The organism is Oribacterium sp. C9 (assembly GCF_002007235.1).
GTDB lineage: Bacteria > Bacillota > Clostridia > Lachnospirales > Lachnospiraceae > Oribacterium.
The window spans coordinates 1-11,553 of sequence record NZ_MUHW01000029.1; the positions used below are offsets into that span (position 1 = coordinate 1).

Annotated in this window: 10 protein-coding genes; 9 read left to right on the plus strand and 1 reads right to left on the minus strand. The window is 45.7% G+C overall.

The window, feature by feature from the left end:
- The first annotated feature begins 203 nt into the window (after nucleotides 1-203).
- The 4 genes from BXO88_RS14455 to BXO88_RS14470 all read left to right on the plus strand — a co-directional run bounded on the left by BXO88_RS14455 (nucleotide 204) and on the right by BXO88_RS14470 (nucleotide 4,869).
- Complete coding sequence (locus tag BXO88_RS14455) at nucleotides 204-1,382, plus strand: bifunctional glycosyltransferase family 2/GtrA family protein (RefSeq protein WP_078038437.1); 1,179 nt, start codon at nucleotides 204-206, stop codon at nucleotides 1,380-1,382.
- Nucleotides 1,336-2,415, plus strand: a complete 1,080-nt coding sequence (locus tag BXO88_RS14460; protein WP_078038438.1) for a phosphodiester glycosidase family protein — start codon at nucleotides 1,336-1,338, stop codon at nucleotides 2,413-2,415. The genes BXO88_RS14455 and BXO88_RS14460 overlap by 47 nt, the downstream gene beginning before the upstream one ends.
- Nucleotides 2,416-2,443: 28 nt before the next feature.
- On the plus strand, nucleotides 2,444-2,959 hold the full coding sequence (locus tag BXO88_RS14465; RefSeq protein WP_078038439.1) for a hypothetical protein: 516 nt from the start codon (nucleotides 2,444-2,446) through the stop codon (nucleotides 2,957-2,959).
- Between the two features lie 233 nt (nucleotides 2,960-3,192).
- Nucleotides 3,193-4,869: a Na/Pi cotransporter family protein gene (locus tag BXO88_RS14470; RefSeq protein WP_078038440.1), complete on the plus strand. Its 1,677-nt coding sequence runs from the start codon at nucleotides 3,193-3,195 to the stop codon at nucleotides 4,867-4,869.
- A gap of 149 nt (nucleotides 4,870-5,018) precedes the next feature.
- Here BXO88_RS14470 and BXO88_RS14475 read toward each other — a convergent pair whose 3' ends face one another.
- Nucleotides 5,019-6,941 (minus strand): SGNH/GDSL hydrolase family protein, encoded by a 1,923-nt coding sequence (locus tag BXO88_RS14475; RefSeq protein ID WP_078038441.1) that lies wholly within the window; start codon nucleotides 6,939-6,941, stop codon nucleotides 5,019-5,021.
- A gap of 184 nt (nucleotides 6,942-7,125) precedes the next feature.
- Between BXO88_RS14475 and BXO88_RS14480 the strand changes: the two genes are divergently transcribed.
- The 5 genes from BXO88_RS14480 to BXO88_RS14500 all read left to right on the plus strand — a co-directional run bounded on the left by BXO88_RS14480 (nucleotide 7,126) and on the right by BXO88_RS14500 (nucleotide 11,548).
- Nucleotides 7,126-8,394: an LCP family glycopolymer transferase gene (locus BXO88_RS14480; protein ID WP_168171732.1), complete on the plus strand. Its 1,269-nt coding sequence runs from the start codon at nucleotides 7,126-7,128 to the stop codon at nucleotides 8,392-8,394.
- A gap of 75 nt (nucleotides 8,395-8,469) precedes the next feature.
- Nucleotides 8,470-9,084, plus strand: a complete 615-nt coding sequence (locus tag BXO88_RS14485) for a hypothetical protein (protein WP_078038443.1) — start codon at nucleotides 8,470-8,472, stop codon at nucleotides 9,082-9,084.
- A gap of 107 nt (nucleotides 9,085-9,191) precedes the next feature.
- Nucleotides 9,192-9,914 (plus strand): CpsB/CapC family capsule biosynthesis tyrosine phosphatase, encoded by a 723-nt coding sequence (locus BXO88_RS14490; RefSeq protein ID WP_078038444.1) that lies wholly within the window; start codon nucleotides 9,192-9,194, stop codon nucleotides 9,912-9,914.
- A 12-nt stretch (nucleotides 9,915-9,926) separates the two neighbouring features.
- Nucleotides 9,927-10,742 (plus strand): YveK family protein, encoded by an 816-nt coding sequence (locus tag BXO88_RS14495; RefSeq protein WP_078038445.1) that lies wholly within the window; start codon nucleotides 9,927-9,929, stop codon nucleotides 10,740-10,742.
- Nucleotides 10,739-11,548, plus strand: coding sequence for a CpsD/CapB family tyrosine-protein kinase (locus tag BXO88_RS14500; RefSeq protein WP_078038446.1), 810 nt, complete (start codon nucleotides 10,739-10,741; stop codon nucleotides 11,546-11,548). The genes BXO88_RS14495 and BXO88_RS14500 overlap by 4 nt, the downstream gene beginning before the upstream one ends.
- The last annotated feature ends 5 nt before the right edge of the window (nucleotides 11,549-11,553 follow it).

Genomic DNA, 11,553 nt, shown 5'->3' on the forward strand with positions numbered 1-11,553 from the left:
CTGGCGGTAGGGAACTTTTTGATTTTTTACTGTCCGCTTGACGGGTAGCATACCAGATTGATCATCTAAAGTGACAGCCCCTTTTTTGTGCGAAATAATAGTGATCAACTTCAGTACCATTTAAGCTTCATAAATTACTATACAGTCATACAGGGCGGGATGCTCTGTCACAGCTTTCGTTTAGATTCCGAAAGGAGAAATATATGTATAGAGATTCAAAGATGGTACGTATAGCAGTTATTCCGGCATATGAGCCGGACAACAAACTTATAGAAGTAGCGAGCGAGGCAGCTGCAGCAGGCTTTCAGGTAGTGATAGTGGATGACGGTTCCGAGAACGGAAAAGCAGTGAAGAGCGGAAAGGTCACGGGAGAAGCATTTCACCGGATCTTCGAAGAGGCGAAGTTCTTCGCACATGTGATCCGCTACTCCGAGAACCGTGGCAAGGGATATGCCATGAAGACAGCCTTCAGCTACATCAGAGAGAATTACGCGGAAGAGGATTACACAGTGGTCGTCATCGATTCCGACGGGCAGCATAAGGTGTCGGACGCCATACGGCTTACGGATTATGCCATAGCCCACAGAGATACGCTGGTTCTCGGCAGCCGGCGTCAGAGTGCGAAGTCGCCTCTTCGTAGCCGAATCGGAAACGGAATCACGAGGAACGTTTTCAGGGCAGTTTCCGGGGTCTACATTTATGACACCCAGACCGGAATGAGAGCCTTTTCCGGAGATCTCATGGAAAGAGCCCTTATGGTATCCGGCGACCGATACGAGTATGAGATGAACATGCTCATGGATTTCTCCAGGGCACGGATCTCCATGGCTGAGCTTCCCATCGAGACTATCTACATCGATGACAATGCAGGCAGCCACTTCAATCCGCTGAAGGATTCTCTGAAGATCTACGGTGAGATACTGAAATTCAGCGCATCAAGCTTCGCTAGCTTCCTCATTGACTATCTGATTTTCGTGTGCATCGTTGCCCTTTTCGGTTCGACTACCACTACAGTCCTTTTTGCCAATGTCTTCGCCCGCTTCATAAGTGCGGTATCGAACTACAGCATTAACCGGAACTTCGTGTTCGCAGGCGCCGGAGAGCTTTCCGGGAAAGAAAAGATCGGTGAAAGAGACATCACTTATGCAAAACGATACGCCCTGCTTGCAGTAAGTATACTTACTATGAACTCAGCATTGCTCTACATCCTCACAGTATTTACTGTAGCTGATCCTGCGATACTGAAGATAGTTGTTGAGTGCATCATGTTTTTCGTGAGCTTCACCATACAAAGACAGTTTGTATTTGCAGACAGGAAAAAAGAGAGGAGTAAAAATGAAGAGCAGTACATTAACAGCAAATCTTTCCAACTGGAAATTTAATATCATATTCTACGCGACTCTGACCATATTTACAGGCTATGCGCTTCTCGACACATTTGTGATCCCGAAGAAGTACAGCACTGATACCAAGAGGTCACAGGTCACTGTAAAAGAAGTAGTAAATACAGGCGCAAAATCCGAGTCCAGAAAAAGACCTGAGGGCTTCTCCGGACCTCATGGAAGCTCGAAGCATGAAAGCAGAACAGCTTCGACGACATCCGCTACCGCCGATGTGACGACCACCATCGATACAGTAAGCTCCGACACTGTACTCGGAACCTATTCCGACAGCGTAAAGACCATTACAGTAAGCGAATACAGAGCAAATGACACATCGATTTATGTAGCTGATGTGAGACTTGTGGGAGATGCCACAACAGAAGACAGCGAGGCATACACTTCCAGAGACCTCATAAAGACAGCATTTGCAGAAGACACCTACGGAAAGAATGTAAAGGCGGAGACCTCTGTAACCGCGGAGGAAAACAACGCCGTACTCGCAATTAACGGTGATTTCTACGGAGCCCAGAACGAAGGCTATGTAATAAGAAACGGAGTTCTGTACAGATCGACATCAGGCGGCAACGAGGATCTCGCCATACTTACTGACGGAAGCTTCAAGATCTTTTCCGAGGATGAGGTAAGCGCCGAGGAGATCCTTTCGGAAGGAGCCAGTGATGTTCTGAGTTTTGGTCCGGGACTTGTCATAGACGGAGAGATAGCAGTAACAAAGGATGAAGAGGTCGGAAAGGCCATGGCGTCAAACCCGAGAACAGCCATAGGAATTCTTGAGACCGGACATTATGTATTTGTGGTGACTGACGGAAGAACCGATGAGTCGACAGGACTCACTCTATATCAGCTGGCGGAATTCATGGAGAGTCTCGGATGCACCACAGCCTACAACCTGGACGGAGGCGGCTCCAGCACCATGTATTTCAACGGTCAGGTAATCAACAAACCGACTACAGGCGGAAACAGGATATCAGAGAGATCTGTCAGCGATATCGTATATATCGCGAAGCAGAACTAATAAGACTTTATGGAAAGGAATGATCAAAATGACAAATTATATAAGTCTTCAAAACACCATAACTGAAATCAATCAGGATAGTACAGATAAAAGTATAGACTTAACAAACGAGGACAGCGCGGTACTGAGATTTAACAACCGGAGACTGGCTCTCAAAAAGGTGAGGAGATATGTCATAAGCACCATAGTGATAGCTCTTTTCGGAGCTGTATACGAGTATTTCAGCTTCGGAGTTTTTTCTTACTATATGCTTTATGCATTTGCATTTCCCTTAGGGTTAGGACTTCTGCCATGGCTACTCATCGCCATGGATACAAAGAAGATTATAGGAACAGGATTTCCGCAGCAGATGACCCGTAACCTCTGGGGAGCCGGTATCACTACACTTACGGCAGGAGCTTTGTTTCACGGAGTGCTGGATATCTACGGCACCACCAGTGCATTCTCGAAGTGCTATTTCATAGTAGGAGCGATAATGCTTCTCGCGGCAGTCATGATATTTATCGGAAACAAAGAAAAGCGGGAAACAACAGACAGGATCTGATATAAGTGGAGTAAAGCTGTTTCGTATTTCATGATACTTACAGTATATGATTCAGGGGGCGGTATGCAGAGTAAATGCAGACGTCCCCTGTTTTGTGTCAATTCAACAAAATTAAGAGAATAATCTTAAGTGTTTCTCTGAAAATACACTATTTTAATAGAAGATAGTGCGATATACTAAACTTTGTATGGGCAAAATTATGAGTACACATTAGGGAATAAGGGAGAAATCAGATGCTTTCTATTTTTGTAAGTCTGCTGGGCGGACTTGGCCTCTTTATCGCAGGTATGTACATGATGAGTCACGGTATCGAAAAGGTAGCCGGTAACAAGCTGCGAAAGATTCTGGAGACCTTTACCAGAACAAGACTCACAGGAGTTCTGGTCGGATTGTTTTTTACGGCTGTGATCCAGTCCTCCAGTACCGCCACTGTAATGGTAGTAACATTTGTTAATTCGGGACTGATGGCACTGTCCAACGCCTGCGGCATCATACTCGGTGCGAACATCGGTACTACGGTAACAGCCTTGCTGGTTGCCTTCCGTTTATCAGCCATAGCACCTATTTTCATTTTCGCCGGTGCTATCATGATGAATTTCATTCCTTATCCGACGGTCAAAAAGTCAGGTGAGATCGTCATGGGTTTCGGACTTCTGTTCGTGGGTATCTCCACCATGTCCGGCTCTATGGCGGACCTTCGAGAGATTCCGGCTGTCATCAGCTTCCTTTCCGGTTTCACAAATCCGGTGCTGGGACTTCTCATGGGATTCGTCATCACATCCATAGTTCAGTCCTCATCTGTGACAGTATCCATACTCGTTGTCATGGGTTCCATGGGACTGGTGGATCTCCGCATATGTATGTTTATCATCCTCGGCTGTAACATCGGTGCATGTTCAAGTGCAGTCCTTACAGCTCTTCAGGGTAATGTCAATGCAAAGCGTGCTGCGCTCATTCACCTTTTGTTCAACATATTCGGAACAGTCCTCATGTTTATCCTGCTAATGCTTTTCTCGGGACACATCGAGAATATCATCAGATTTGTATCCGGAACCGGAAACGATCCGGGATCTCTCGGACGAAATATAGCATTTGCACACTTTATCTTTAAGGTGTTCCAGGTAATCGTTTTCTATCCGTTTATGGATCAGATCATCAAGCTTACCTACGTACTTGCCAAGGAAGACGAGACTGAGACATCCAAGGAGGATGGAGAGTTCCGTCTCAAGTATATCAACATCAACAAGCTGCCTAACCCGGCAGTTGCCATCTATATGGCTAAGCAGGAGATGGAGCGCATGGCAAATGCTGCTTTCAAGAACCTGAACACTGCGATGGAGTGTCTCCTCAATGAGGACGGCGCCGGAATCGCAAAGGTATATGAGACTGAGAAATACATCGACTGGCTCTGTGAGCAGATAACCACATATATGACGAAGATCAACCAGAACGCCATCCCTCTTCGAGATGCGGATCTCATCGCCGGATATTTCCATGTATGTTCAGATATTGAAAGAATAGGAGATCATGCAGAGGATATTGCAGATGTAGTTAAGTATTTTACAGAAAAGGATGTCCATATGTCAGATCTTGCGAAGGAAGACCTGAAGGGTATGATGGATGTGGTCAACAAGCTTATGAGAGATTCTCTCGATATGTTCGTTACAGGAGATATGACCAATATGGAAGAGGTTCGTACTCTTGAGGATGAGACAGACAGTCTGGAGTTAAGCCTTCAGGACAAGCATATCCAGAGACTCAGCGAAGGTAAGTGCTCTGTAAGAGCAGGCATCTTCTTCTCGGATATCGTTTCCGGAATCGAGCGTGTAGGCGATCATGCCATAAACATTGCCTTCTCACTGTATGAGGCAAAGAACCGTAATACTGCAGCGAAGGCTGCAGCGTTCTGATGAAAATTGTACTGGGTCGCTCGTAAATCATATCTTCGATATGAGATAGACCTTTATGCAGAGAGCGTGTTCCACACATAATTGAAAAGAAAATTAGAAATAGTAAAACAAGAAGTCCGCACCGGTTTTTCGGTGCGGACTTCTTTGCATTAAGAGTTTTTCCCATTTGGAGAAGAGGAAGCCTGGAGAGCCTCTCCAGGTATCAGATTCTTCTCATTTGAAGCATATTTCACATCATCAGGAAGTGTCGGAACTGAACCTTCGGACTCAGATGAAGCCTCCGACTTACTTTCAGCAGCAGATGACTTTGAAGTATCCGAGTTACCGGAAGCAGAGGTTCCGCCAGACTCAGCAGAAGCATCTGAGCTTGTTGTGCCGTTATCTTCCGATGACTGATCCTGAGAGAGGTCGTGATCGCCTTCAGCTTCTGAGGTGTTGGACTCCTGTGAACTCTCCGATGCATTTTCTTCGGAGGTATTTTCAGTAGCAGAACTTTTTTCTGCGGTACTTTCTTCAGAAGCATTTTCTTGAGCAGTACTTTTTTCAGAAGTGGCTTCTTCGCCAGTACTTTCTACACTATGTGATTCTGCCGGGCGGCTGTTTACCAGAGTTTCATTTACAGCATTCTCCGATTTACTTTCGGCAGAAGACGATTTCGAAGAAACCGGCTTATCAGATGCAGAAGTTTCAGTGCCCGAGTAAGTGGATGCTGCATATAGTTCAGTCATTATCATTCCCTCATGGTCCAGAGGGATCAAGGCTCCTGTTTCATCTACGGGACCAATCGTTTCCGGTGACGTGAAGGCGTCCAGCGATTCCGACATAGGGACATCCTTTGTGAAAAGCACGCCCTTGAAAGTGTCAGCCTGAGACTTCGTAAGGAAGCTAAGCATCAGATAATTTGAGATCTTCACGTGATCGTTGATAGGCGCGATAGTTCGTTCTGCCTTCGTACCATCCAGAGAAAACGCATTCCTGCCGAGACCGCGTCCTCCATCACTTACGAGAAGGTCGTTGGCACCCGGTATATAAGAAAAGTCTACTCCGAGTGTTCCGATGAAATTCGCTGTATCGATGCCGGCTTCTTTCAAAGCAGAAGGTCCGATGGTCAGAGTGTACTGATCGATGCGCTTAAAGTTATCTGAATCGATATAGACTGCATTCGTCAATGCCGGAATCTCCGGGGATACCGGTGTTACTGCGGACTTATCGTAATCCGGATATTTCGCGACAGCAGACACGATGGAATGAAAAATAGTATCGGCGAGAAGCTTCTGACCTGAGTCGTTCAGGAAGAGACCGTCATTTGTGTATCGGGCGCTTTTGTCTTCCGACTTTTCATGATTCTTCTGGGTCATAGCCTCAGGCATATCGATCAGGGTGCCGTGGTAGATTTTCGTCAGACTCTTAAGAACATCAGCATTATCATCGAGATACCCGAGCTCGGGTTTCATGACTCCCTGATGTCCGAGGATCGACATCACACTGCAATGAGGGTATTTCGTCCGCAGATTCTGAAGTATACCCTCGTACCAAAGAGAAAAGTCTTTCGGCGTTTCATTTGTACCGAAGCTTAGGATACAGAGATCGTAGTCTTTTCCGCCTTCAGACTGGTTTTTCAGAGTGGACAGAAGACCGAAACCTGAATAAGCACTGCCGGATTTTGATAAAGACTGATTGTCGATGGTGACATTGACTTTATATTTCTTACGGAGAGAGTTTTCCAGGATAGAAAACCAGGCAGAACTTTTCTTTTCCGCGCCAAGCCCCTGCCCGTAGGCATCTCCCAAAACGAGGATACGTACCGGAAGGTGATCGTGGAGCCGCTGATAGAAACTGTCATTTTTCTTTTGGGACTCTTTTAGAATTAAACGTTCCTCGGCACGTTTTGACAGGGACTGGTTATACAGTTCCTGATTTTCCGTGAGGGCCCAGGCCTGATAGGCTTTCTGTTCCTGATAGTCCCGTATCACAAAAAAGGAGGCGCCACAGAAAATGATCGCACATACGGTTCCGCCGAATAGTTTCTTCATAAAAGGAGAAATGTTCTCAATTCGCTTCTTTCGATACATGATTTTCCTCTCATATACAAAGGTTTATTCATAGATTAACAAATGGGCAAAGTATTGATCCTATTTTAACCAAGCCCTTGATTCATTTAAACGACGTATATGTCAGAAAAACTTTCGATTTTTGTCGATTTTTAATAAAATGTGGTCAATGTCAACCTCATCTATACCAAATAGAGGAAAATTTATGGCAAAGGAACAACATTTAGATAGAGAAAAAGCGAAGAAAAGACGACAGAGACCTCTCAGGATCTTCATCGGAGCGGTGATGATCACCGCATCTGTTGGCGGCGTCTGGGTATATCATCAGTATCAGCTCCGACAGCAATTGAGCTATATGGAGCAGAGCCGACAGGATACAGAAAAAGTAGAAGCCTTCAACAAGCAGCTTCTGGATTCCGGGCTCTGGAGCGGAGAAGGTTCAGGCATCCTGGCAGGAGAAAATGTCGGTAAACAGGATCTGGATGCGCTCATAGATCTCGCCAGTGATCCGGAGAAACAGCTTATAAAGGTTACCTGCGAACCCGGGGAAGATATCAGTAAACCCAAATATGCCCTAAATGGCGTTGCAGTCGAAGAGAGACCAAAGGTATTTGATCTTCCGGAACTTTTCTACAATGGAAAACATTATAAGCGTAATACTGCAGTTAAGGCATATCTGTTACTCGGTATAGATACGGAGAAATCCCTGAAAGAGGAATGTGACCCTCATGATACCGGAAGAAGTGACGGTATCTTTCTGGTGGCACATGATACCGCAAAGAAGAAGGTGACCATAATTCAGGTACCCAGAGACACCATGTGCGATATGTATGTAACAGATTATGATTTCAACATCCTTCGTATCGGACACGACCATCTGGCTCTGGCGTGGTGGATGGGTGACAATCATGAACTGTCCGGAAAACTAACGACTACCGCTGTATCATGGCTTTTCGGAGGGTTACCCATCGATGGATATATGGCAGGACCTGTCGGCATCATCAACAGTCTCAATGACTTTGTCGGAGGTGTAACGGTAGAGGTTCCGGATGACAGTATGGAAAAGGAGTATCCTGACTTCCGGAAGGGGGCTGAGGTCGATCTTCAGGGAGAGCTGGCGGAAAGGTTTGTCCGCTGGAGAGACACTGATGTCCATGGAACGGCTATTGAACGTATGGACAGGCAGCGCGTATATGCTATCGCCTTTGAAAAGAAACTGATCTCGCAGCAGAAAAGGGATACAGGAACGGTTCCGCAGATGTTTCATATTATAGATGACAACATCATCACAAACATGGAAAAGAGCACCTATCTTGACCTTTCATTAGAGATTCTGATGAAAGATGATCCGCTTTCCGAATCAAGCTTCATCACGCCTAATGGCGACATACGTGTAACCGAATATACCGAATTCTGGCCGGATTACATGGATATTGACAAATCGGTTCTAAACATTTTTTACAGGGAAGTATAAATTTATAGCATAGGCTCCGGCTATGTGCACAATGAGCCTGATGCCTAAATAAAAAAGTAAGGAGGGAATGACCAAATGAAAAAGAAATTTCTGATACTTGCGCTTGCATTATCACTTTCTGTGTCTGCTACCGCGTTTACCGTCGCGGCTCCAGGAGACCCATCACCAGTTACTAGTACTAATGAATCAACAGATCGTGGTTCCGATGATGACGACGGCGATTACGTTGGCGGAATAAACGGCGTACCGGTTACAGCACAGCAGCTTGCAGCACAGCAGGGTACACAAGTTACAACACAGGGCTTTGCAGCATCAACAAACAATGGTACAACAACCACTACTGCAGAGGGTGCTACAAAGACCAGTGAAACAACAGAAATAAGCATCGAAGGTACCAAGGCTATTTATGACAACGGTACTGTCGAGGGAGCCGGTCTCGATCTGGAGCTTCAGTCTACGATTGCTACGATCGATGGTGTGACGTTCACAGCTCTTACAAACAAGGGAACCATCGACGGTAAGACAGTAGATTACAAGTTCCAGCTTGTAACTGTAAACGGAAGAACCGCCGGTGTAGTGGTAGATCCTGCCACAAATCAGTTCTCGAATTTCACCGGTGATATCACCATCGTTCTTGCTGACGGATCAAAGCAACTTGTTCATGTCATTAACGGACATTTTGTAGTTTGATAAGTTGATATTTATCCCGGGAAAAATTTTTAACGTTTGTGCAGTGCACAGCACAGTCGTTATGCCGGGGAGGCAGGAAACTGCCTCCCTGTCTTTATAAGGGGAATATGGTGTTTGATATTCATTCGCATATTATTTATCAGATAGATGACGGAGCGAGAAGTCAGGATGAATCCATGAAGCTGATACGTTCTGCCGTGTCACAGGGAGCGGAAGGGATATTTGCGACTCCGCACTACTATCTGGAGGCGCCTTCTCATCCGGTAGAGATCCGGATGAAACTGGATTTCCTGCGTGAAAGATGCAGGAAAGAAGAGCTTTCTGTAGCCCTCTATGAAGGGAACGAAGTACTGTATTTCGAAAGCATGCCGGAAGCGCTCAGAAACGGTGAGATTCTGACACTTGCAGGTTCACGCTACACCCTGATCGAATTTTATCCCATGGAGAGTTATCAGGTGATACTCAGGGCTGTACGAAATATCAGACGAGCGGGATATCGCCCGATCATCGCGCATGCTGAAAGATTTCAGGGACTAAGAAACCATGGACTTTCGGAAGTGATCAGTTTGGGCGGATACATACAGGTTAGTACAGAGCCTCTGGGGAAAAGCGGCTTTTCAGCTTTGATGGACGGAGAGACCGGATTTGTACGGGATGCCATCAGGAAGAGGCAGGTACATTTTCTGGGAACTGACATGCACCGGGAGGACAAGCGTCCGCCGGTACTTGCGAAAGCTATCCGCTGGATAGAAACTCATGAACCGGAACAGACTGAAGCACTGTTTCGCGGGAATGTAAAGAAATTGATAGAAGATAAAGAATTAGTATAAACGAGGAACGTTATGCCTTTAAGTAATAAGAACACAGTGGAAGATACAAACCTTGTGACAGGTGTATCGATAAATCAGATCCGGAGTAAAAAGGATGATACGATCGAGATCGATCTTTTGGAACTATATATCGAGATCAAAAGACGCTTATGGCTTCTGATCCTGAGCGCAGTGCTTTGCGGCGCTATGGGGTATATGGTATCACGCTTTGTTCTGACGCCGACCTATACCAGTACTTCTATGATCTATGTCGTGTCGAAGGAAACGACTCTGACCAGTCTTGCAGATTTACAGATAGGAAGTCAGCTGACCAACGATTACAAGGTGCTGGTAACATCCAGAACAGTACTTGAAGATGTCATCAAAAGGCTGGCACTTGATATGAACTATCTGGAGCTTCGAAGAAAGATCACACTGAACAATCCGGCGAATACACGTATTTTGAACATTTCACTTCTGGATACAGATCCAGGAAGAGCTAAACAGCTAACGGATACTGTGGCGGATTGCGCCAGTGACTATATAGCGGATATCATGGAACAGGATCCTCCGAAGATCATCGAATACGGTGAGATTCCGCTTCGGAAGACCGGACCTAATACGATGCGGAACGCTGTAATGACTGCACTTGCAGGTGTAATGATCGTATGCGGCGGCATCTTCATCAACATCATCACAAATGATGCCATCAAGACAGAGGATGACATCGAAAGGTACTTTGGCGTACCGGTACTTGCATCCATCCCTGAGATCGATGAGAAGGCTGCTGAAAAGGCGCGTCACTATGGATACGATTACAGAAAGAGTAAGAAAGGAGAGAAGGGATGAATTACAGAAAGTTAACTATGACTACTCCCGTGGAAAAGGATTTCCGCTACTCTGAGTCCATTCGTACTCTTCGTACAAATATCCTTTTTTCCGGTTCTAATGTTCACACTGTACTTATCACTTCCGCATCACCTAACGAAGGAAAATCCAAGGTATCCTTTGACCTAGCGAGGGCTTTTGCAGAGTCCGGAAAGCGTACTCTTTATGTGGACTGCGATATTCGTAATTCAGAGTTTGTTACGGTACATGATGTAAGGGATACGGCGCAAAAAGAGATTCCGGGTCTCAGCCAGATGCTGACGGGACAGGTTCCTATCGAAGATGGTTTCTACAAGACTGAGGTAATACCGAATCTGGAACTCGTTATGTCAGGACCATATTCGCCAAACACAGCAGAGCTTTTTGAAGATGATATGTGCGAGTGTTTTTTCAGCACCGTGAAAGAAGAGGGTTACGATATAGTGATTCTCGACACGGCTCCTATCGGGACCGTTATAGATGCTGCTATCCTGAGTCGTTATGCGGATGGTACGGTGCTGGTCTGTGAATCCGAGATCACCAGCAGGAAGCTGCTTAAGAAGGCAAAAGTTCAGCTTGACCGTACAGGTACCCGTTTCCTCGGAGTGATCATCAACAAGGTCAATATGTCGAAAAACGGTTATTACGGTAATTACTATAAGAAGTACAGCCGTAAATACGGTGAATACAGTAATTATGGGTATTACGGAGAACGTAGCGGATATGGAGTCGGTCTGTTGCAGGAGATAAATCCGTTAAAACATGTAAAGACCGTAAATGAGTATTAGAAGTA

What these genes read in the sequence shown, in the direction of transcription:
- BXO88_RS14465 (WP_078038439.1), top strand. Translation starts at nt 2,444, where the DNA reads ATGACAAATTATATAAGTCTTCAAAACACCATAACTGAAATCAATCAG.
- BXO88_RS14485 (WP_078038443.1), top strand. Translation starts at nt 8,470, where the DNA reads ATGAAAAAGAAATTTCTGATACTTGCGCTTGCATTATCACTTTCTGTG.
- BXO88_RS14490 (WP_078038444.1), top strand. Translation starts at nt 9,192, where the DNA reads ATGGTGTTTGATATTCATTCGCATATTATTTATCAGATAGATGACGGA.
- BXO88_RS14460 (WP_078038438.1), top strand. Translation starts at nt 1,336, where the DNA reads ATGAAGAGCAGTACATTAACAGCAAATCTTTCCAACTGGAAATTTAAT.
- BXO88_RS14455 (WP_078038437.1), top strand. Translation starts at nt 204, where the DNA reads ATGTATAGAGATTCAAAGATGGTACGTATAGCAGTTATTCCGGCATAT.
- BXO88_RS14480 (WP_168171732.1), top strand. Translation starts at nt 7,126, where the DNA reads ATGGCAAAGGAACAACATTTAGATAGAGAAAAAGCGAAGAAAAGACGA.
- BXO88_RS14475 (WP_078038441.1), bottom strand. Translation starts at nt 6,941, where the DNA reads ATGTATCGAAAGAAGCGAATTGAGAACATTTCTCCTTTTATGAAGAAA.
- BXO88_RS14500 (WP_078038446.1), top strand. Translation starts at nt 10,739, where the DNA reads ATGAATTACAGAAAGTTAACTATGACTACTCCCGTGGAAAAGGATTTC.
- BXO88_RS14470 (WP_078038440.1), top strand. Translation starts at nt 3,193, where the DNA reads ATGCTTTCTATTTTTGTAAGTCTGCTGGGCGGACTTGGCCTCTTTATC.
- BXO88_RS14495 (WP_078038445.1), top strand. Translation starts at nt 9,927, where the DNA reads ATGCCTTTAAGTAATAAGAACACAGTGGAAGATACAAACCTTGTGACA.